19 protein-coding genes and 1 riboswitch are annotated in these 21,722 nt (G+C 30.9%); of the genes, 8 read left to right on the top strand and 11 right to left on the bottom strand.

Annotated elements, in window-relative coordinates; genetic code table 11:
- Positions 1 to 230: 230 nt before the first annotated feature.
- Positions 231 to 320: riboswitch (glycine riboswitch) on the top strand.
- A gap of 143 nt (positions 321 to 463) precedes the next feature.
- The 4 genes from CLAU_RS04340 to CLAU_RS04355 all read left to right on the top strand — a co-directional run bounded on the left by CLAU_RS04340 (position 464) and on the right by CLAU_RS04355 (position 4,576).
- A complete protein-coding gene (locus CLAU_RS04340; RefSeq protein ID WP_013239562.1) occupies positions 464 to 733 on the top strand; it encodes an ACT domain-containing protein in 270 nt (89 codons plus the stop codon).
- Between the two features lie 18 nt (positions 734 to 751).
- Positions 752 to 2,110, top strand: a complete 1,359-nt coding sequence (locus CLAU_RS04345; RefSeq protein ID WP_023162007.1) for a PFL family protein — start codon at positions 752 to 754, stop codon at positions 2,108 to 2,110.
- 172 nt (positions 2,111 to 2,282) lie between these two features.
- On the top strand, positions 2,283 to 3,341 hold the full coding sequence (locus tag CLAU_RS04350; RefSeq protein WP_013239564.1) for an HD-GYP domain-containing protein: 1,059 nt from the start codon (positions 2,283 to 2,285) through the stop codon (positions 3,339 to 3,341).
- Positions 3,342 to 3,532: 191 nt separating this feature from the next.
- Positions 3,533 to 4,576, top strand: a complete 1,044-nt coding sequence (locus tag CLAU_RS04355) for a PocR ligand-binding domain-containing protein (protein ID WP_013239565.1) — start codon at positions 3,533 to 3,535, stop codon at positions 4,574 to 4,576.
- Positions 4,577 to 4,748: 172 nt separating this feature from the next.
- Here the strand turns inward: CLAU_RS04355 and CLAU_RS04360 are convergent, their stop codons facing one another.
- The 4 genes from CLAU_RS04360 to CLAU_RS04375 all read right to left on the bottom strand — a co-directional run bounded on the left by CLAU_RS04360 (position 4,749) and on the right by CLAU_RS04375 (position 8,104).
- The gene (locus tag CLAU_RS04360; RefSeq protein ID WP_013239566.1) at positions 4,749 to 5,276 is read right to left on the bottom strand and encodes a 2'-5' RNA ligase family protein; all 528 of its coding nucleotides are present in this window, start codon (positions 5,274 to 5,276) and stop codon (positions 4,749 to 4,751) included.
- Positions 5,277 to 5,486: 210 nt separating this feature from the next.
- Complete coding sequence (locus tag CLAU_RS04365) at positions 5,487 to 6,287, bottom strand: hypothetical protein (protein WP_013239567.1); 801 nt, start codon at positions 6,285 to 6,287, stop codon at positions 5,487 to 5,489.
- A gap of 25 nt (positions 6,288 to 6,312) precedes the next feature.
- A complete protein-coding gene (locus tag CLAU_RS04370; protein ID WP_013239568.1) occupies positions 6,313 to 6,732 on the bottom strand; it encodes a GNAT family N-acetyltransferase in 420 nt (139 codons plus the stop codon).
- 43 nt (positions 6,733 to 6,775) lie between these two features.
- Positions 6,776 to 8,104, bottom strand: coding sequence for a nucleotide disphospho-sugar-binding domain-containing protein (locus tag CLAU_RS04375; protein ID WP_013239569.1), 1,329 nt, complete (start codon positions 8,102 to 8,104; stop codon positions 6,776 to 6,778).
- A gap of 125 nt (positions 8,105 to 8,229) precedes the next feature.
- Between CLAU_RS04375 and CLAU_RS04380 the strand changes: the two genes are divergently transcribed.
- Entirely contained in the window at positions 8,230 to 8,652 is a 423-nt protein-coding gene (locus CLAU_RS04380; RefSeq protein ID WP_013239570.1) for a DUF2000 domain-containing protein, read from the top strand.
- A 42-nt stretch (positions 8,653 to 8,694) separates the two neighbouring features.
- Here CLAU_RS04380 and CLAU_RS04385 read toward each other — a convergent pair whose 3' ends face one another.
- On the bottom strand, positions 8,695 to 9,486 hold the full coding sequence (locus CLAU_RS04385; RefSeq protein ID WP_013239571.1) for an AraC family transcriptional regulator: 792 nt from the start codon (positions 9,484 to 9,486) through the stop codon (positions 8,695 to 8,697).
- An 838-nt stretch (positions 9,487 to 10,324) separates the two neighbouring features.
- Here CLAU_RS04385 and nifJ point away from each other — a divergent pair.
- Entirely contained in the window at positions 10,325 to 13,849 is a 3,525-nt protein-coding gene (gene nifJ, locus CLAU_RS04395; RefSeq protein ID WP_023162010.1) for a pyruvate:ferredoxin (flavodoxin) oxidoreductase, read from the top strand.
- A 172-nt stretch (positions 13,850 to 14,021) separates the two neighbouring features.
- Here nifJ and CLAU_RS04400 read toward each other — a convergent pair whose 3' ends face one another.
- Complete coding sequence (locus CLAU_RS04400; RefSeq protein WP_455551084.1) at positions 14,022 to 14,159, bottom strand: CDIF630_02480 family spore surface protein; 138 nt, start codon at positions 14,157 to 14,159, stop codon at positions 14,022 to 14,024.
- Positions 14,160 to 14,387: 228 nt separating this feature from the next.
- On the opposite strand from CLAU_RS04400, the gene CLAU_RS04405 reads away from it, so the two are divergent.
- Positions 14,388 to 16,166: a glycosyl hydrolase family 28 protein gene (locus CLAU_RS04405; protein WP_013239574.1), complete on the top strand. Its 1,779-nt coding sequence runs from the start codon at positions 14,388 to 14,390 to the stop codon at positions 16,164 to 16,166.
- Between the two features lie 97 nt (positions 16,167 to 16,263).
- Here the strand turns inward: CLAU_RS04405 and CLAU_RS04410 are convergent, their stop codons facing one another.
- Together CLAU_RS04410 and CLAU_RS04415 are read right to left on the bottom strand one after the other, a co-directional pair.
- Entirely contained in the window at positions 16,264 to 17,013 is a 750-nt protein-coding gene (locus CLAU_RS04410; RefSeq protein WP_013239575.1) for an AAA family ATPase, read from the bottom strand.
- An 18-nt stretch (positions 17,014 to 17,031) separates the two neighbouring features.
- On the bottom strand, positions 17,032 to 17,817 hold the full coding sequence (locus CLAU_RS04415) for an IclR family transcriptional regulator (protein ID WP_023162011.1): 786 nt from the start codon (positions 17,815 to 17,817) through the stop codon (positions 17,032 to 17,034).
- 182 nt (positions 17,818 to 17,999) lie between these two features.
- Here CLAU_RS04415 and CLAU_RS04420 point away from each other — a divergent pair, with 182 nt between their 5' ends.
- Positions 18,000 to 19,181 (top strand): pyridoxal phosphate-dependent aminotransferase, encoded by a 1,182-nt coding sequence (locus tag CLAU_RS04420; protein WP_013239577.1) that lies wholly within the window; start codon positions 18,000 to 18,002, stop codon positions 19,179 to 19,181.
- Positions 19,182 to 19,232: 51 nt separating this feature from the next.
- On the opposite strand, the gene CLAU_RS04425 is transcribed toward CLAU_RS04420, so the two are convergent.
- The 3 genes from CLAU_RS04425 to CLAU_RS04435 form a co-directional block, all read right to left on the bottom strand.
- Positions 19,233 to 20,051, bottom strand: coding sequence for a nitroreductase family protein (locus CLAU_RS04425; protein ID WP_013239578.1), 819 nt, complete (start codon positions 20,049 to 20,051; stop codon positions 19,233 to 19,235).
- A gap of 183 nt (positions 20,052 to 20,234) precedes the next feature.
- A complete protein-coding gene (locus CLAU_RS04430) occupies positions 20,235 to 20,768 on the bottom strand; it encodes a MaoC family dehydratase (RefSeq protein ID WP_023162012.1) in 534 nt (177 codons plus the stop codon).
- Between the two features lie 273 nt (positions 20,769 to 21,041).
- Positions 21,042 to 21,665, bottom strand: coding sequence for a TetR/AcrR family transcriptional regulator (locus CLAU_RS04435; protein WP_013239580.1), 624 nt, complete (start codon positions 21,663 to 21,665; stop codon positions 21,042 to 21,044).
- Positions 21,666 to 21,722 lie beyond the last annotated feature (57 nt).

Genomic DNA, 21,722 nt, shown 5'->3' on the forward strand with positions numbered 1-21,722 from the left:
CCTCCAGTATATAAATTTACATTAATCATATCTTTTATTTTAATGTGATATTTTTAAGCTGTTGTTAAATAGAACTTTTTTTAACGTAAATTTAACCTATGATAACCAACATGGATATTCCAATGAAATTTACAATAATATATTTGAATTGGCTTTTTTAATATGATATAATTGTGATAATTTAAAAGGGTCGGATGAAAATAATGGGATTAAATTTTTAAACCGTTATTAGACGAACCTCTGGAGAGACTCTTATGAGCACCGAAGGGGAAAGCCAAAGTTGGGTGAAACTCTCAGGTACAAGGGACAGAGGATTTTATACAAAATGATAATTATTGACTTAATTAATAGTTATTGTTTAAAATCTTATTTTCCAGAGACTAATTTAATTTGGTCTTTTTTTTTATAATTGCTAATAATAGAATTAATCAATACAAACTATTTAAAGGAGATGGATTATAAAATGAAGTCATTTATAACTGTACTTGGAGAAGACAAAACTGGTATTATTTACAAGGTAACTTCTGTACTATTTGAAAATAACATAAATATTTTGGACATAAACCAAACTCTCATAGAAGGCTATTTTACAATGGTAATGCTAGTTGATTTATCAAAAATGAAAACAGATTTTATAGAACTAAAAAATCACCTTGAAAACAAAGCTAAAGAAATAGGAGTTGTCATTAAGCTTCAACGAGAAGACATATTCACTTCTATGCACCAAATTTAAACTAAGGAGTTGAGTTAAATGATAAATACTAAAGACATTATGGAAACCATAAACATGATTGACAAAGAAAACCTAGACATAAGAACCATAACTATGGGTGTCTCTCTTTTAGATTGTATAGATAGTGATGGAAAAAAAGCAAGAACTAAAATTTACGATAAAATAACTAAACAAGCTGAAAACCTAGTAAAAACTGCCAATGAGATTGAAACGGAATATGGTATACCCATAATACATAAAAGAGTATCCGTTACACCTATTTCACTGATAGCTCAGGCAAGTTCTGATAAAAGTTATGTAGAATATGCGAAAATTTTAGATAAAGCTACCCAAACTTTAGGTATTGACTTTATTGGAGGTTTTTCAGCACTTGTTCATAAAGGTTATACTAAAGGTGACAAAATACTTATAGAGTCCATTCCAGAATCTCTAGCTGTTACTGAAAAAGTCTGCTCCTCTGTAAATGTAGGAACTACAAAAGCAGGAATAAACATGGATGCAGTAAAAGATATGGGAAGAATAGTAAAGGAAACTGCCTATCTCACTAGAGAAAATGAGAGTATAGGTTGTGCAAAGTTAGTAATATTTTCAAACGCAGTAGAAGATAATCCTTTCATGGCAGGAGCATTTCATGGAGTTGGAGAAGCTGATTCCATAATAAACGTAGGTGTTAGTGGTCCTGGCGTTGTAAAATGTGCTCTAGAAGAAGTTAAGGGGCAAAATTTCAATGTAGTTGCAGAAACAATAAAAAAGACAGCTTTTAAAATAACAAGAATGGGTCAATTAGTTGCTGGAGAAGCTTCAAAAAGATTAAGTGTTCCTTTTGGTATAGTAGATTTATCACTTGCACCTACACCTGCTGTAGGAGACAGTGTTGCAAGAGTTCTGGAAGAGATGGGCCTTGAAAGTTGTGGGTGCCCAGGTACTACTGCTGCTCTAGCATTATTAAATGATGCAGTCAAAAAAGGAGGCATAATGGCAGCATCTCAAGTTGGAGGATTGAGTGGGGCTTTCATACCTGTAAGTGAGGATGAGGGTATGATAAGTGCAGTAAATTCAGGGTCTCTTAATCTTGAAAAATTGGAAGCAATGACTTGTGTATGTTCTGTAGGTCTTGACATGATAGGTATACCTGGTGATACTCCTGAATCCACTATATCTGCCATAATAGCAGATGAATCTGCTATTGGAATGATTAATAATAAAACAACTGCCGTAAGGTTAATCCCTGTTTATGGGAAAAATGTCGGAGATGAAGCAAATTTTGGAGGACTTCTCGGAAAAGCACCTATAATGCCTGTAAGTAAATTTTCAAGTGAAAGTTTCATAGCTAGAGGTGGAAGAATTCCTGCTCCAATTCACAGCTTTAAGAATTAGATTTTCCACTTAAAAGCCCCATATATTTTTAACGTTGAATGCAAATTTAAATATAGGTATAAATAAAATTTAATTTTATTGTAAACATGTTTAGAAATACAATAATACTACGATAACATATACATAGTTACTATATATTGCTATTCTAATGATTTATATGAGGTGAGATAGTATGTTGTCAAAAAAGAAATTAGTTCGAATAAGCGAATTAGAACCAGGAATGATATCAGCAAGTGATATAACCTTTGAAAATAAAATGCTGTTAGCTAAAGATATTGCCATTACGGAATCGGCTATAGAAAAGCTAAAACAAAATATTATTGTGGACGAAGTAGAAATTTACGTAGAAGATACTTCCGAGGATCCTTTAACTGCTAAAATAGAAACGGTACAAGAACTTGAGAATACTTTTAATGAATTTTCTTACAACTTGGAAAATATATTTGATACCATATCTAATTTAAAAGCTCCTGAAATAAAGGAAGTACGAACTTTTTCAGAAAAAATACAAGAAGAGTTTAACTCTACAGGCCTAGTTATTAAAAATATAGTATTCCACGGAAGTGGCAATGATACCATTTACAGACACAGCGTAAACGTAGCAGCTGTAAGTTTTATACTTGGAAAATGGTTGGGGTTTAGCAAAAGGGATATAAATTTATTAACTTACTCAGCAGTACTACATGATTTTGGAAAAATCAAGATAAGTAAGGATGTTATAAATAAAGAGGGAAATCTCACCCCAGAAGAATATAAAATTTTTAAAACTCATCCTGCCATAGGTTATAATTTTGTAAAAGAGATCCCCTATTTAGATTCTTCCGTAAGTTATGGTGTATTAATGCATCATGAGAGAATGGATGGGTCTGGGTATCCATTAGGTATTAAAGAAGATAAAATTCATAAATTTGCTAGAGTAATAGCTATTGCAGATTTGTTTGATGATTTAAGCTCCAATAGATATTGTAAAGAACTAAGCGGTCCTTTTGAAGCTTTAGAAATTATTCAACAGCAAAGCCTTGGGAAACTCGATTGCCAATATTGTACTATGTTTTTAAATCACATAGTAAACTACTATATGGGTGAAAATGTACTTTTAAATAATGAGCAATGTTGTAAAGTCATCCAAGTTGACATGAATGATTTGAGAAATCCTCTTTTACTTGATGACAATGGATTCCTTGATTTAAAAAAAGAAAAAGATTTATATGTTAAAAAGCTGGTTATTTAATAACCAGCTTTTTGTTCACTTTTTATAACATTTTGTTTTACAGTTGTATACATTTACTAATAATTAGCGTCAGTTCCATATAATAATCACTAAATCCTTGCTTTTTATATACGATATAGTATTATAGACTATGGTTTAATTACTTTTTAACAAACTATTATTACATTATATAACATAGGAGGCTATTATTTATGATAAAATTTACCGATAATGATAAAATTGACTTAGATTCATTAGAAATACAGGATGTTTTGGATATTAATACACTTCAAAAATTTCAGGATAACTTTGCTGATAGTATGAATATTGCAAGTGTTACAGTTGACAAAAATGGACACCCTGTAACAAAACCAAGCTCTTACACTGACTTTTGTTTAAATCTCACCCAATCAACTTCCAAAGGAACTTCCCGCTGTGCAGAGTCACACCGCAGGGGAGGTGAAGAAGCAACAAGGACTGGCAAACCATATATTTATACTTGCCATGCGGGTTTGATTGATTTTGCTGCTCCTATAATAATAGAAGGCAAATCAATAGGAACAATACTTGGTGGACAAGTTGCTTATTCTAAAGTAGATGAATCAGTCGTTCGAAAAAATGCCGCAGAAATGGGTATAAACGCTGATAGATATGTAGATGCATCGAACAAAGTCTATACAGTAAGTGAAAAAAGCGTAAGAGCAGCTGCTGAAGTTTTATTTATCGTGGCAAATGCACTTTCCAAAATAGGTTATGAGGCACTTTTACTTGGTGTATCTACTAAAAATTTATCTGAAAATTTCGGCCAAATTTCAGCAACTATGGAAGAGCTAGCTGCTTCAGCTGTAAATGTAAGCAACAATCAACATCTTTTAAATGAAGAAATAAGCAGAGTTAAAAATATATCTATGGATATAAATTCTATATTAAATTCCATAAAAAGTATTGCAGATCAAACAAAAATGCTTGGTTTAAATGCTTCTATAGAAGCAGCTAGAGCTGGAGAAGCTGGAAAAGGATTCAGTGTAGTAGCTGCAGAAATAAGAAAACTATCTCAGGATTCTAAAGAAACTGCTTCTAAAATAACAGATCTTACTAAAAAAATACAGGAATCTGTAGATAAGGCACTAGAAACTTCCAGTTCCACTTTTGAAACTACAGAACAACAGACATCTGCAATAGAAGAAGTATCTGCTAATGTCCAGGAAGTTTCCGTAGTAGCAGACACATTAAGTAACATGGCAAATAAGAAATAGTTATGAATTGGTAGTTAAGAATTAATAGTTATGGATGATTTTCTTACGCTTTTCACTATTAATTCTTAACTCTCTCATATATAAAATTTTTACTTAACATAAAAAAATTGTAAATTAATCAATTTACTTAGTGGATAGTGACAAGTGCTATATGGCAAGTGAATGAGTCTTTTTATTTTAAATCATATCTTTTTAATAATATCCACGTATTTTTATTCCACATATAAAGGGATATATTATCAAAATACTCGTCAAAATCACAGGGATATTTGTTCACATAATCCCATATTTCTTTAAATTTGTCCTGTATCCTCTTTGACACTATAGTACAATGAAATACCTTATTTTTACCCTCGTTGGATTTAAAATTTATCCATGGGATTTTGCTAAGTTCATCTATAAGTTCATCATGTGTTTTCTTTGCCTCAGGTGACACCTTCACATTCATATAAATTACATCTTTCCTAAACTTACCATATTCCTGGATTTTTATTTGGGTCTTATGATTGTTTTTTTGAAACTCTTGTAAAACCTTCAACATATCTTCAATTTTATCCGTTTCAAAAGGTGCCTTTATTGTAAAATGAGCCGGTAATTTAGCTTTCCTCTTTTTAAATTTATAGCATACATCATTTCTCAACTTTTCATGAAATTTTAGTGCATTACCACCTATAGTACATACAAGAACATATCGTTCCAATTTTATGCCTCCTTTCAATGCAAATATTACATTATATTTTCACCATATTTAAAATTGAAATACCTAATTTTATTTTTTTGTCCGATGACTACCTGCTCTAATACTCCCACTTCTCCAAGTGGTAGTAAAGAGCAGCTACGTCCCTGGATAACGATTTCTAAGCATCAGGTGGAGTCAAAAAACTCCATCTGATGCCAAGAACTCTGTTTATCAATGCTTTATTACAGTTAAAACTAAACTTATTAAAAATGTTATTGCAGAAAGCAATACAGCTAAACTCAAAAAAACCGTTATGAGAACATTATATTTAACTATGTTTTCAATTGATAAATATTTTGTCCACCCAACAACATTAAACATTAACAATACTAAAAATATAGTAATTAATCCTCCTGAAGCCCCCCTAATATCCGCATAACTCAATGATATATGAGAACATATGCAGATTGCTATAAATAAAAACATGTAAAAGTATATATTGTGAAAGTTAGCAGTAGAAAATATATTTTTTATCAAAACTTTATACATACTAAATATATGTACAGCTACAGCTTTGTTTATAACAGTTACATGGGAATTTACCTTTAAAATACTTATAAATTCATCATAAGCTCTAGGTATCATAAAACGCATTAGCGCAACTACAGACAAGATACCTCCAAATATAGGTGCAGTTCCTATAAAAAAATTTCCTACCTGCTGATAAATACTATTTTGATTATAACTGTGCTCTACATATCCCATTACCCCATTTTCATCAGGCTTTTGCAGAAGCTTTACAGCAGTTATTTTATGTCCAAAAATAGCTGCAAATATTGCATGACTCATTTCATGTACTGGAACCCCTATAAATCCCGTTATCATTATGGATTTCATGCCAAAACTTCTAGCAAAATTTTTTATAGTGTAGTTTCTCATAATTCCAAGTAGCATTCCAACTAGTATTATTATGCCTGTCAAATACACTGTTTCTATACAGGTCCTAATTAACATTTGTATTAAAAATCTCATAATTGTCTCCACTTTCTATATTATTTCATAAACTTAAAGGTCTGTTAAACATATACTTATAACAATCTTCTTCCTTAAAGCCGCATTTCAAATATACTTTTTCAGCATACTTTGTCCAAAGAAATTTACTTGTATCTTTTATAGCCGGATATTTATTTATAAATTCAATTAGCTTTTTTCCCAATCCTCTTCTTCTATACTTTTCATCAATAATTACATCTAATATTAAGCTGTAAACAGCATAATCACTTACAACTCTTGCAAACCCAATTTGTATATCATTATGATAAATTGCAAAACAAAGGGAGTGCTTAATTGTCTTAGCAATAACTTCAGCAGGTCGGTTTTTAGCCCAATGAGATTGTCTTAGTAAATTACAAACTTCTTCTAGTTTAATTTTATCAACATTATCTGTAAATATGTATTCACCATTTACTATTTCCATTACAAATCTCCCTTCTAAAACTTCATTTTAATTTACCGCTTTTTTAAACACTATAAGACATGTTCTTTAATATATATTTCCATATTGCAACAGCAGAATTCTTCTTACCATCTACCCTATCCAAAACTTTTTTCAGTTCTTTTATACTTTCTTTATAAGAGGGATTTCCTGCTACAGTTTTTACTGCAGATTGTATGTTATTTGCATTCCATTTGTGTATGGGAATTCTTATTGCTCCACCTCTAGTTGCTACATTATCAAGATTTATCTGCTGTTCTGGCTGTATGGCAAATCCAACAATAGGTGTTCCACTTGCAATGGCAGTCTGTATTGTACCCTGTCCACCATGAGATATAACCACATCTGCAAGTGAATTAACTAGTGGCGCTGGTACAAATGCATCTGTTATATAAATATTTGAGCTATCTTTTGCACAGGCAATTGCTTCATCAATTGGACATACTGCCTTAGGAGCTAAAATTACTGCACTCCATTTCTTGCCTATACCTTGAGTTAACGCCTTTATAGCCTCAAACAGATATTCCTTTTTTCCTGAACTTCCAAGAGTACAAAAAATTTTTAAGTTTTTATTATTATGGTTAAAAATTTTAAAAATATTTTCATCTACTACTCTATCATTTAAAGAAGATGCATACAATGGTCCTACAATTTTAAAAGTATCTGGTAGCGTGATACCTTTATAAAATTCCTCAAAGTCATTTACAATTGTAAGGTCAGCTCTCAGCATATCAAATAAATTATTTATGGATTGTCCCTTGTAATTAAATTTTCTAAAAGCTTCTCTAATATTAGTTTGTACAAATGATGGATTTTTTAACATTAAAGATTTTGGTATAGATTTTATTATTTTTTTACGAAGCTTTAATGGTAGATATGTTAGAGGCCTTACCATGTCCGGAATATCTTTCATCAATTTATTAAGAGTGTCTTCATGTAAAGGTATTGGAAGATAGCAAATACCAAGCACTGGTTTATTAAGCATTCTACGTGCAATACCTGCTATTGGGTAAAAACCATGTATAACTACATCAGGCTTTAATTCATTAAGTGCATCAATTTCTCCCTTAATCAATTCAAAAGCAAGTTTTTTATCACCGATTAAATTAAAACTAGTAGGTTTAAAATCTTGATGAAATCCTATTCCAGGAAGTTTAGGATTACACTTATAAATTTTAAATCCATTAGAAATTACTTTTTCTTCAAACCTACTCCCTGTAGATAAAAAAACTATGTCTACTTCATAGTTCTCAGGACAAAATTTCCTAATTCCATCTGCTATCTCAAGAGCACGCGTTGCTTCTCCAGCATCTGAAAGTATAACTGAAAAAGCAATAGTTAAATATTTTTTCATGCTTATATAGCTCCTTCCAATGTAATCTTCCACTTGATAAAACTTTAAATTTACCTCTGCAATTTTTTACTATATATAAGTAAATGATTATATTATACTATAAAAAAACTTAGGAGGATTTATACATGAACTGTACTGATAAAAAATGCGTTATTATAATTGATAAAGAACTGCCTTTAGGATTAATTGCCAACACCTCAGCTATCTTAGGTTGTACCTTAGGTAAATCTATAGGGAGTATTGTTGGTGAAGATGTTTCTGATATAGGCAACTTTCCACATAAGGGAATTGTAAAAATACCAATACCAATACTATCATCAACCAAAAATAAAATAAGGGATTTATATACTATAGTAAAAGAAAAATACAGCAAAGAAATAACCATAATTGACTTTAATGACATAGCTCAAAAATGCAAAATATACGATGATTACATACAAAGATTATCTTGCACTGATTCATCAGAATTAAACTATCTCGGAATTTGTTTATATGGTAGTAAAAAAACAATTACAAGCTTAACCGGAAGCTTGCCGACATTAAAATAAAAAAATTTCATTAACAATAACTGCACCATTTATAGGCTGCAGTTATTGTTTATACATACCTGGTGTAACTCCTGTATAATCTTTAAAATATTTTATAAAATGACTTTGATCATAAAATCCAGATTCCAGCGCTGCATCCGTAAAACTTCTATTTTTTCTTATAAGCCTTTTGGCATAATTTATCCTTAGATTAGTTATATACTTGTGTGGTGATATTCCATAACAATTCTCAAATTGTCTAACTACACAGTATTTACTCATATGTGACATTTCAGCTAAATCTTTCAACGTTAAATTATTTAGATAATTTTTATCTATGTATTTTTTAATTTTTTCTAATTCAGCTAGATTGGAAACTTTAACGGCTTGCTCATTCCAATTTTTGTCCCTGTCATATTCTAAAAAGGAAATATAATTTATAAGTTTAGTCTCATTTTCAATATTCATTATGTTATTTTCAATGTCTGCAAATAATTTGTAAGCATTTTTAAATGCAATTTTATTTAATTTTATATATGAAAATTTTATACCTAAGTTATCTCTATTAAATACAGTTTTAAACCAATCTTCATTTATATAAATCATTCTAAAATTCCAATTTTTATAGCTATAAGGAGTACATTTGTGAACTGTATTTTGTGGTATTATCAAAATTGTATTTTCCGAGATTTCATATTTTCCACTTTGCATTTTTGTACTGCAACTTCCCTTTTCAACTAATCCAATAGAGATTTCATTATGGAAATGTTCTTTACATGAATGTATTGAGTTTTCACATTTTTTTATTTCTACATTTCCATTATAATCACTGAAATAATATCTTATTCCCTGCATTTTTCCTCCACACTATTTTTTGTATACTCAACTTTAGCACATATAAAATTTCTTTAGTTAATAGTTAAGAATTAAAAATCAATAGTTAATGTGGATTTTTTTCCGTTACACTATAAAAAATCTTTGATTAAGCTTTTCATCACTTGTTTCGCTAAAGCGAAGCATTGCTGATTTATATAAATTAAAGATTTTTTGCGACAGCTAAAAATCATCCTTCACCATTAATTTTTCATTATTAATTCTTAACTTGCGAAGCTTTGATTCGCATTATTTTTAAACTGCAAAAGCTGAGTTATATATTATTTATAAGAATATTAATAAATAGTTGCCTTTAATTAACTACTAGTATATTTTATAGTATAGGTTACTTTTTTTAAGATTTCAATTGTATATACATAAAACTTATTTACAAAATTTATGGAGGTGATAAATATATGATAACTATTCAAGAAAAAGCCCTTAAATATGCTAAAAAAATTCAAGGCTGTTTTTTAATTAGAACTCGTTCTAACTGTATAAGCTGCTGAACAAGTGAGATGACGAAAGTCACAAATCTCAGTGTTGAGGTTTTAAAATATTTTAATAAAGAAGAAATTTATGATGAATATGAATATTGTGGAATTAAAATTTATATATTGAGTAGTTTAATTTTAGAAGAAAACGTTAATATATTCATGCTTCCTAAAATTCCATTCATGAAACCTGCTTTCAGTGCAAGCGGGATAAAATATAATTAAAAATTAATAGTTAAGGATTTAACCTAAATTCATGAATTCAATAGGCATACTTTGTAAATACTAAATATGTTAAAAATTATTTATAGAGGAGGAAGCATGATATGACAAAGAAATTAAAGACCATGGATGGGAATCAAGCTGCTGCTGAAGCTTCCTATGCTTTCACAGATGTTGCAGCTGTTTATCCCATAACACCATCTACTCCGATGGCTGAACTTGTAGATGATCTATCCTCCCATGGTAAAAAAAATATATTCGGTCAACCAGTTAAACTTGTTGAAATGCAATCCGAAGCTGGTGCTGCTGGAGCTGTCCACGGATCATTGGCTGCTGGTGCACTGACAACTACATACACTGCTTCACAAGGACTACTTCTTATGATACCTAATATGTATAAGATTGCAGGTGAACTGCTGCCTGGGGTATTTCATGTAACTGCCCGTGCAATTGCAACTCATGCACTATCAATTTTTGGTGATCACCAGGATGTTATGGCAACAAGGCAAACTGGATTTGCGCTTTTAGCATCATCAAGTGTTCAAGAAGTTATGGATTTAGCAAATATTGCCCACCTTTCTGCAATTAGAGCTAGCATTCCTTTTTTACATTTTTTTGATGGTTTCAGAACATCTCATGAATATCAAAAAATTGAAGTAATTGACCATGAGGATGTGGCAAAATTAGTTGATTATAATGCAATCCAAAAATTTAGAGACAAATCTTTAAATCCAGAACATCCTTCAGTTAGAGGAACTGCTCAAAATCCCGATATTTATTTTCAGCAAAGAGAATCTTCAAATAAGTTCTTTGATGCTGTTCCAGATATTGTTGAAGGCTATATGAGAGAAATAGAAAAACTTACTGGAAGAGTATATCATCCATTTGATTACTATGGAGATCCAAATGCGGAATATATAATTGTTGCTATGGGATCAGTTTGTGATACTGTAGAAGAAACTGTAGATTATTTAAGACAAAATAATGAAAAAGTAGGACTTATAAAAGTACACTTATACAGACCATTTTCTTCTTCTTACTTCTTTAAATATTTACCTAAAACAGTTAAAAAAATTGCTGTTTTAGATAGAACAAAAGAACCTGGTTCTACAGGAGAACCTCTTTATTTAGATGTAGTAAATTTATTTTATAATAATGCAGATAAACCTGTAATTGTTGGTGGAAGATATGGATTGGGTTCAAAAGATACAACACCTTCTCAAATTTTAGCTGTATTTAAAAATCTTAAAAATCCTAATTCAAAAAATAGATTTACAATCGGGATAGTTGATGATGTTACAAATACATCTCTGGCTGAGGAAGAAATAATAGATACAACACCAGAAGGAACTATAAGATGCAAATTCTATGGTTTGGGATCAGATGGTACTGTAGGTGCAAATAAAACAGCAGTTAAGATCATAGGCGATAAAACAAATTTATATTGTCAGGCTTATTTCTCCTACGACAGTAAAAAATCAGGTGGAAGTACAGTTTCTCATTTGAGATTTGGCAATAAACCAATAAAATCACCTTATCTAGTTTATGAATCAGATTATACTGCTTGTCACAATAAATCCTTTATTTACAATATAAATGTATTAAAAGGATTGAAGAAAAATGGAGCATTCGTTTTAAACTGCCCTTGGAGTGAAAACGAATTAGATGAACATCTTCCAGCTTCAATGAGACGGTATATTGCTGAAAATAACATACAATTTTATATAGTAGACGCAGTTTCAATAGCACAAAAAGTTGGATTAGGTTCTAGAATAAATATGATAATGCAAGCTGTATTCTTTAAACTAGCTAATATAATTCCTGTAGATCAGGCAATCCAATACTTAAAAGACTCTGTAGAATACGCCTATGGTAAAAAAGGCGAAAATATAGTTAATGCAAACAAAGCAGCAATAGATGCAGGAGCAAATGCTGCCCATAAAGTTACTGTACCAGAATCCTGGAAAAATGCTAAAGATCCAGATATGCCAAAAAAAGAATTTCCTGATTTTGTAAATAAAATTGAAAAACCTATGGCAAGACATGAAGGAGATGAACTTCCAGTCAGCGCTTTTAATGGAATGGAAGATGGTTCTTACCCACTTGGTGTAACAGCCTACGAAAAGCGTGGGATTGCAGTTTTCATACCTGAATGGCAAATTGACAAATGTATTCAATGCAATCAATGTTCCTATGTTTGCCCTCACAGTGTAATAAGAGCCTGCTTACTAGATGATAGAGAAAAAGAAAATGCTCCTGAAAATTTTCTAACAAAAAAACCTGTTGGTAAAGACCTTGAAAACTTACATTATCGTATTCAAATAAGTCCACTCGATTGTACCGGATGTGGAAATTGTGCAGATATATGTCCTGCTCCAGGAAAAGCTTTGATAATGAAACCTGCAAAAGAAGAAATAGAAGAACAATCTGATAATTTTGAATATGCCATGAAAATTACTCCTAAAGAAGGATTAATGGATTTGCATACAGTAAAAGGAAGTCAATTTGCAAGGCCACTCCTGGAATTTAACGGTGCCTGTCCTGGCTGTGGAGAAACTCCTTATATTAAACTTTTAACTCAACTTTATGGAGATAGAATGATGATAGCAAATGCAACAGGCTGTTCATCAATCTGGGGAGCAAGTGCACCTGCAATAGCCTACACTACAAATAATTTTGGCAAAGGTCCTTCCTGGGGTAATTCATTATTTGAAGATAATGCAGAATACGGATATGGAATGTTCCTTGGTGTAAAACAAATGAGAGAACGATTAGCTGATTTGATGGAAACAGCCATGACAATGGACATTAATTCTGAACTGAAAGAAGCCTTTAAAGAATGGCTTGCAGGATTCAATGATGCAGATACTTCAAAAAGAGCTTCTGCAAAAATACTAAAAATCCTGAACAATGAAAGTTTAAAAAATAATAGTATTTTAAATGAAATATTTATGAAGAAAGATTATTTAATCAAAAAATCTCATTGGCTAATCGGCGGTGATGGATGGGCCTATGACATTGGATTTGGCGGTGTAGATCAAGTACTTGCCTTAGGCGATGATGTAAATATATTTGTTATGGACACAGAAGTCTACTCAAACACTGGTGGTCAATCGTCAAAATCAACTCCTACAGGAGCAGTTGCGAAGCTCGCTGCCAGCGGTAAAAAAATAAGGAAAAAGGATCTTGGTTTGATGGCCATGACTTATGGATACGTATATGTAACTCAAATAGCCATGGGGGCAAACATGAACCATACCATTAAAGCAATTACAGAAGCAGAAGCTTATAAAGGTCCTTCTCTAATCATAGCCTATGCACCTTGTATAAACCATGGTATCAAAACTGGAATGGGTACTAGTATTGCAGAAGAGAAAAAGGCTGTTGAATCCGGTTACTGGCACCTATATAGGTATAATCCTCTATTAAAACAGGAAGGTAAAAATCCTTTTATATTAGACTCCAAAGAGCCTACAAAATCATATATAGACTTTATTAATGGAGAACTCCGTTATTCTTCATTAAAAACTATCTTCCCTGATGCAGTTGAAAAAGCATTTAAAGAATCTGAAAATAATGCTCATGAAAGATATGATATTTACAAGAAATTATCATCAATAAAATATTGATTACAATCAATGAATCTTACTTAGTGGGAGTTTGTTTCTCCCACTAAGTTTAGATGAATTATCTAGGGGCGTATCTACTGTTATCTTCCGCTTTGATAGAAGTGGAAGTGTTACAGTAGGTAGCCATCAGATAAAAGACCTAACCAATCAGTTAGGTCTTTTATAATAGGAATTATTTTTCATTAGAATCTACATATTCTTTAGCATTCTTAACATCAAATTCACTTGGCACTGATACTTTTGAAACTGGTTTTTCCTTATGGATATTTGCCCATGCTGCAGTATCGTGTTTTTCAATTGGCAGTTCCATGGAACCATCTTTAGTTCTATCTCCTTCCACAATAATTCCTCCTCTCATACATATTATCTTCAATTTTAAAAAATGTATGAAAAAATATGAATTAATCAAATTATATTCACTAAAATTTTCACAGTATTACAGCTTTATTCATTAAAATATAATAACTTTTATATATTCTTTTAATAATCAGCTATTAAAATGATATAAAATACTATTAATATACTAGGAGATGATCTAATGAATAAAACTATAAATATTAAATTACTAAGCTTATTGTCAGGATTAATAGTTCTCGGTTCATTATTTATAGGATGCAGCAGCGTAAATTCTAAGAGTATAAGTAATGAAACTATTAAGGATTCATCAGTACCTCAAAATTTAATAGTACCAACTTTAGCTTATAATGATAATAGCATTACTTTAGCATGGCACAAGCCAGACAATTACAAAGACATTACTAAATATAACATCTATTTGAATGGAAAATACATAGGTAATACAAATAGTATATCATCCAAGTCCAAATCATTGGTTGATAACTTTTATAAAGATCCTAGTAATAATTCAGCCGTAAAAATAAGTGAGCATACTTATACTGTTACAGGACTTAAACCAAATACCACTTATAAATTTACTGTTAGATCTGTTAACAATAATGGAACTGAATCAAAGGACAGCAATACCATTATTGAAACTACAACTAAAATACCAAAAATATTTGATGTAACTAGATATGGAGCTATTGGTGATGGACAATCCCTTGATACAAAGTCCATTCAAGCTGCTATTGATGCTTCTACTAATGGTTCAGAAGTGATTCTTCCATCGGGAAAGACTTTTAAGTCAGGTGCACTTTGGTTGAAACCTGGTATTATTTTCAGAGTAGATGGAACTCTTATTGGCTCAGATAACCCGGAGGATTATATAAAAACTGATGCTACATCAAAAGATACCAATAAAAGTAATGCTCTTATTAATGCTATTGGCACTAATAACAGCAAAGATTTAAAAATAATTGGAAGCGGCACAATAGACGGAAACGGATGGAAACAGGGTAACGCTGATGCCCTCACTGGATTCCCAAATTCTTTAAAAAGCAGCTTAAAAACAGTTTCAGGAAATGGTATCCTGGCAGCCAATCAATTTAAGTTAGCAAAAAATAATGGACTTTCTGATACTAAGGCCTATTCTACGAGATCAAATCTTGTTTCAATTAGCCATATAGATAATGTATATTTAGGTGACGGTCTTTCTTTTGAAAATCCTTCACAGCACACTATTGTAACAAGTCACTGCAATAACACAGTTTTAAACGGTGCCCTTGTTAAAACTTTTGATTGTAATAACGCAGATGGTATCGATTTTGATTCAAATGGTTTAATCGTATTAAATAGTGTATTTGATACTGGTGACGACGATATAAATTTTACGGCTGGAAAAGGTGCAGAAGATGAAAAAACTCGCAACCCGGTAGACAATGTATGGATATTTGATAATTACTTTGCCCACGGTCATGGTGCTGTAGTAGCTGGAAGTAATACAGCTGCTTGGATAGAAAATATTCTTGCCGAAGACAATGTGTTAAATGGCACAGGTGCAGGCCTTAGATGTAAAACAACACCACAAACAGGTGGTGGTGCAAAAAATATAACCTTTCGTGATTCTGCACTCAAAAACATTACTGACAGCGAAGGTGAACCTTTTACTTTCACATCCAATTATTCTGATTCAAATAAAGCTCAAGGCTTTAAACCAGCTTTAAATCTACCACAATTTAAAGATATTTCCGTTATCAATTGTAGCATAGACAGTTCGAAAAGTAATGCTATATTTGTGTCCGGACTAAAAGATTCCTATGATGACAACATAAATTTTGCAGACACATCATTTAAAAATACAAAACCTGCTAGTATAAATTATCTTAGTAATAGTACATTTAAAAATATAACATTTGATGCTAATATAAAAAATCCTTGGATTACAAGTAACTCTAAAAATCTTGTTTTTGAAAAGTAGTTGTACCTTGTTTTCTATTTAAAAATAAATCACTTGAGGCAATAAGAATTTTTTATCTATTCTATTGCCCAAGTGATTTTATTATAGTCACTTTACCTCACTTGTCATTTATAAGTATGTCCATCATCTTATCTGTATTATTTAAAAAACTCTTCATCACTTGATAGTGTTCTGTTTCTTCATATCTAACTTTTTTAATAGAGTCCTTTATCTCATATATAACTGCGTCAGGATATGCCATTATAATTGGAGAATGAGTTGCTATGATAAACTGTGAATCTTTTTCTATAAGTTCATGTATTTTTGAAATCATAGCCATCTGCCTGGATGGAGATAGTGCTGCTTCTGGTTCATCTAATATGTACAATCCCTTTCCACTAAACCTATTTATAAATACTGAAAAGAAAGACTCTCCATGAGACTGCTTATGTAATGAACGTCCACCATAATACGATAAAAGTCCTGGAGTTTGTTTTTCAAGATCATCAATATTTGTTGCAAGATTATAAAAACTTTCTGCCCTTAAAAAGAATCCATCCTTCGGAGCTCTAATACCCTTAATCAATCTAATGTAATTATATAATTTCGAATGAGTATCACAGGTTGCAAAATTAAAATTTTTAGTTCCCCCTTCAGCATTAAATCCAGATAAAACAGCAATTGCCTCAAGAATTGTAGATTTACCAGTCCCATTTTCTCCTACAATAAATGTAACCTTAGGATGGAACTTTAAACTGGATAAATTTTTTATAACTGGTAAACAAAATGGGTATGTTGAAAAAGATTTTATCTTATCTCTCCTAAGCTCTATACTTCTTAAATACTGATTAACATCCGTTCTTTCCATAACTTCTTCACAACCACCCTAATATGTAATATTAATTCCTAGTACTTTCACTTTCTCACTGATCTTATTTGCTACATTTTTTAACTCATTTTCAATATACTTTATACCTTTAAACTTCATGCGGCTAATAGGTCCTGAAACACTTATCCCTGCTGCAATCTTTCCTTTACTATTATATATTGGTGCAGAAATACATCCTAAACCATATTCATACTCTTCTATATCGTAAGAAATTTGCTCTGCTATTATCTTTTTTCTTTCTAACAAAAAATCCTCATAATTTGATATAGTGTTTACTGTTCTTTTTTGATTATGCCTTTTAAAATAAGCTTTAATCATTTCGTCATCCTGATAACTAAGAAATATTTTTCCCATAGATGAACAATGCAGAGGAGATACGGGTATTAATCTTGAAACAAGTACTGAACTTTCTCCATTTACACTGGAAATTGTCACTACATTATCCTCATCTAATATTCCCAAATTTGTAGATTCTCCAGTTTTTGCAGAAAGATCAACCATAAAAGGTTTTGCAATCAAATTTAAGTCAACTTTGGATTTGACTTTTTCACTATACTGAATAAAAATTAACCCTAAACCATATTTCCCATTTTTATCTTTTTCTATAATAGAATTTTGAAAAAGGGTATTTAAAATTCTATATACTGTTGCTTTAGGTAAGTCAAGATTAGAAGATATTTCGGAAACACCAATAGGAACCTCTGATTTATATATTTCATTTATAATTTGAATCGCTCTATCAACCATAGAAATACTATCATAATTTTGTGAATTATTAGTCAAAAGGGACTCCCTCCTCTATTACACTATGTTAATATAATAATATTATCTATAAGTTACGTCAATTTATTATTGAATATTTATAAACATTGTTGAATATTTATTGAAAATATTTTGATACATGCTATAATAGTTTTTGAAACACCGTTTCAGAATCAATTTTCATTATAAGGAGATAATTTAGCATGAAAAATAAATTTTTATCTAAAAGATATTGGAATAGTATATCCACTCCAATGGGTGAAAGTAATGATCTTTTAAAAAAATTTGATGATATTATTGATTTCAGTCTCGGAGATCCTGATATTACAACTAGTGAAATTATAATAAAAAAAGCATTTGAAGATGCCATGAATGGCCATACACACTATACAGACTCTTTAGGTGATCCAGAACTTCGTAAAGAAATACGCAAATTTTACTTAAATAAATATGATTATAACGTTAAAAGTGATGAATGCATGATCACTACAAGTGGATGTCATGCAATGTGGTTGACTCTAGAAGCCATTCTCGATGATGGAGATGAAGTCATAATACATGATCCTTATTTTACTCCATATCCACAGCAAATAAAACTAGCTAGAGGTATTCCTGTACATCTTGAAACCTTTGAAGAAGAAGGATTTCAAGTAAATCCTAAAAGATTAGAAAACTTAATTACTAATAGAACAAAAGCGATAATAATAAATACACCAAACAACCCTTCAGGAACATGTTTTAAAAAGGAAACACTTAAAGAAATTGCAGAAATTGCTATTAAATATGATTTAATCGTAATTGCGGATGATATTTATACACTATTTAGCTACGAAGAACCATTTATTCCAATTACTACTCTTGAAAAAATGCGTGAGCGTACAATTACAATTGGCAGTTTCTCCAAAAACTATGCCATGACAGGATGGAGAATAGGCTACCTTATTGCACCTTCATTTATCATTCAAACTGCTAAAGATATAAATGAAAATAATGTGTTTGCCTCACCTTCAATATCCCAGCGTGCTGCGATTCATGCACTTAAAAATAGAGATAAAATACAACCGCAGATTGCTTGCGAATATAAAAAGAGGATTTTTTACGCCTATGATAGAATTTGTTCAATTCCAAATATGTCAGTTTTAAAGCCACGGGGTAGTATTTACCTTTTTGTCAATATAAAAGCTACAGGACTTAGTTCAAAAGAAGTAGCCGATAAAATGCTAAATGAGGCTCATGTTCTTGTACTTCCTGGTAATGCTTTCGGTAAATGTGGTGAAGGATACATACGACTTGCCATGACAGTAAATACCAAAAAAATGAATGAAGCATTTAATCGTATAGAAAAAATGAACATTTTTAATAAATGCATGGTATCTGCCTTGTAACAGAGGGCTTCTTTGAAGCCCTACAATATACCACTTTGTAATTTGTAATATTTACTTCCAGCGTATATCTGCTTTTCTCCTTGGTACAGTTCTTAGATATTTCACATTAGGATATCCAACTATCATGAAAGTTACAACCTTTCTCCCTTTCTTAACTCCAAGAAACTTACTTATTTTTTCATCCATTTGGGCAGCCACAGCAGAAAAACCACTAAACAACGTTCCAAGTCCTAAAGAATTAATCATAAGTTCCATATTTGAAGATGCTAAAGCTCCATTTACTTCCTGTCTTGCCGTAACAACTATTACTACTGGAGCATTAAAAAATAATCTATCGTTTTTAGGGTTTTCTTTATATTCCTTATACATATCAATCCATATTTTAGCATATCTTTGATAAAGTATATTTTTTTCATTTGTATCTTTAAGTATTTTTTCTCCAACTTGATTTAAACTTTCAATTATTAATTTTCTTAAATCCTGTATTCCATCTCTTACAACTATATAAGATACATCCTGCATATTGCTTGCTGTTTGGGTAAATCTTCCGGCTTCTATAATTTTAAGAATTTTTTCATCTTCTATTTTTTTATCCTTAAACTGTCTTATAGTTCTTCTGAACTTGATAAAATTTAATAAAGTATCAGCATCTACGGAAAAATCTTCTTTATTGTATTCTTTTATATCTTCCATGTTATATTCGTCTGTTGATACTGCACTTTTAGGACACACCGCAATACAGTGCCCGCACTTTATGCAAGTAATATTATTTATTTTAGCTTTACCATCTATTATCTCTATGTCTCTTGCAAAACAATCTTTAACACATTGTCCGCATCCTATACACTTTTCACTATTTACATTCATCATAAAGTCTCTACTCCTTTTTCAATGTAATTTTATCCGATGACTATCTACTCTTAATATTCCCCTTTCTCTAAGTGAAAGTATTAAGAGTAGTTACATCCCTGGATAACGATCTCTAAAGCATTATGTGGAGTCAAAACTCCATCTGATGCCAAGAATTCTGTTTATACTTTCTTTATTCATATTTTAAAGCAGGGTTGCTTTAAAACATAATATACCATTACTAAAACCTTTAATGAGATTTCCCTCATATTTTATATAAACCGGATTACCACTATAAACAGGATGAACATACTTTACTTCTATTTCATTGGTTTGAGATGTATCACAAAGTTCTTTCAGTATAAATAATCCTTGTACAACAGGATTTTCCGTGAGATGAATAGAATTTGTATCTCCTGTAAGATGACTAAAATCTGCAATTTCTTTTTTTGAAAAATTACGCCATAAAGTACCCACATCTTTGATAGATTCTAATTGAGTAGCTTCTTTAACTGTAGCATTCATCATTAAATAAACTGTTAATGTTTCTACAACTTCATTATTAACATATCCACTACAGTTGATTACAGAAAGTCGTCTATTGCTTTTTATAATCTCATTTTTATAAGTTTCTTTATCTGATTTTGATTGAAATCGTTGATATTTTGCCTTGGCAATAAATGCACCATCATAAAAAAAATCATCCTTTGTAGCAAATGCTCTAAATAAATCTATCATTTTATTCCCACCTTATAAATACTTTATACAATATATCTAAGCTATTTTTCATCCGATGGCTAGCTACCAACCGTAATACCCTTCTTATAAAGTGGGGAATAACGGCTGCTACGACCCTGGATAAAGATTTCCCCTAAAGGATAACGTCTTCTAAGTGCTAAAGCACTAAGAATCCTGTTAATAAGTTTCAGATGGAGAAAAAACTCTACCTGAAACCAAGAACTCTGTTTATATTTTCTATTTGTGACTTATATTTAAGATATAGCACTAGTTTTACTTAGTGTATTCTGTAAGTAATCTTTTAAATCCATCATAATTGTATTTAAACGCAAATCTCACTACATTTCTTCGTTCATCCCCATTCATATCACCTTCCAGGGAATCCAGCAGCATATTAAGCATATTGTAAAACACCATTCTTATTACTTTATAATTTTGAGTTGTCCTACAGTTATCTGCAAAATTATATTTTTGCAGATAACTACATTCGCGCTGTATTATATTTTCTAATATCTCTTCTTTCAAATTTTCATATTTTGTACCTTTGCTGCACCTCAATAATATTAACAATCTTTTACGATTTGCTATTAAATCCTCTACCTGTTTATGATTTGGAACATACCTTTCTAAATCTTGTTCATTATTAAAAAAGGCTTTTGTTAATATTGGAAATATATTAGAATTATAATTTCTAAAAGCATCTACAAAAGATTGTGGTAAAACAGTATAAAATAAATTTTCTTTGTTTTTAAAATAAATATAAATATTTCCTACTGATATATTTGCTTTTTCAGAAATATCCTTCATTTTTGTGTTAAGATACCCTTTTTCTAAAAATATATCTATCGCCGAACTTTCAATTGCCTGCCTAATTTTGTCTTTTTTTATTTGAGCCATTTTATCCCCGCCAATATAAAACTGAATATGTAATTCATTTTATAATATGATAGTTTA

Source organism: Clostridium autoethanogenum DSM 10061 (assembly GCF_001484725.1).
Classification (GTDB): Bacteria; Bacillota; Clostridia; order Clostridiales; family Clostridiaceae; genus Clostridium_B; species Clostridium_B ljungdahlii.

Bases quoted from the DNA above. Each gene is read 5' to 3' on its own strand.
- CLAU_RS04355 (WP_013239565.1), top strand. From the start codon at position 3,533: ATGATAAAATTTACCGATAATGATAAAATTGACTTAGATTCATTAGAA.
- CLAU_RS04430 (WP_023162012.1), bottom strand. From the start codon at position 20,768: ATGATAGATTTATTTAGAGCATTTGCTACAAAGGATGATTTTTTTTAT.
- CLAU_RS04400 (WP_455551084.1), bottom strand. From the start codon at position 14,159: ATGGAACTGCCAATTGAAAAACACGATACTGCAGCATGGGCAAATATC.
- CLAU_RS04435 (WP_013239580.1), bottom strand. From the start codon at position 21,665: ATGGCTCAAATAAAAAAAGACAAAATTAGGCAGGCAATTGAAAGTTCG.
- CLAU_RS04365 (WP_013239567.1), bottom strand. From the start codon at position 6,287: ATGAGATTTTTAATACAAATGTTAATTAGGACCTGTATAGAAACAGTG.
- CLAU_RS04410 (WP_013239575.1), bottom strand. From the start codon at position 17,013: ATGGAAAGAACGGATGTTAATCAGTATTTAAGAAGTATAGAGCTTAGG.
- CLAU_RS04380 (WP_013239570.1), top strand. From the start codon at position 8,230: ATGAACTGTACTGATAAAAAATGCGTTATTATAATTGATAAAGAACTG.
- CLAU_RS04340 (WP_013239562.1), top strand. From the start codon at position 464: ATGAAGTCATTTATAACTGTACTTGGAGAAGACAAAACTGGTATTATT.
- CLAU_RS04345 (WP_023162007.1), top strand. From the start codon at position 752: ATGATAAATACTAAAGACATTATGGAAACCATAAACATGATTGACAAA.
- CLAU_RS04350 (WP_013239564.1), top strand. From the start codon at position 2,283: ATGTTGTCAAAAAAGAAATTAGTTCGAATAAGCGAATTAGAACCAGGA.
- CLAU_RS04370 (WP_013239568.1), bottom strand. From the start codon at position 6,732: ATGGAAATAGTAAATGGTGAATACATATTTACAGATAATGTTGATAAA.
- CLAU_RS04425 (WP_013239578.1), bottom strand. From the start codon at position 20,051: ATGATGAATGTAAATAGTGAAAAGTGTATAGGATGCGGACAATGTGTT.
- CLAU_RS04375 (WP_013239569.1), bottom strand. From the start codon at position 8,104: ATGAAAAAATATTTAACTATTGCTTTTTCAGTTATACTTTCAGATGCT.
- CLAU_RS04405 (WP_013239574.1), top strand. From the start codon at position 14,388: ATGAATAAAACTATAAATATTAAATTACTAAGCTTATTGTCAGGATTA.
- nifJ (WP_023162010.1), top strand. From the start codon at position 10,325: ATGACAAAGAAATTAAAGACCATGGATGGGAATCAAGCTGCTGCTGAA.
- CLAU_RS04420 (WP_013239577.1), top strand. From the start codon at position 18,000: ATGAAAAATAAATTTTTATCTAAAAGATATTGGAATAGTATATCCACT.
- CLAU_RS04385 (WP_013239571.1), bottom strand. From the start codon at position 9,486: ATGCAGGGAATAAGATATTATTTCAGTGATTATAATGGAAATGTAGAA.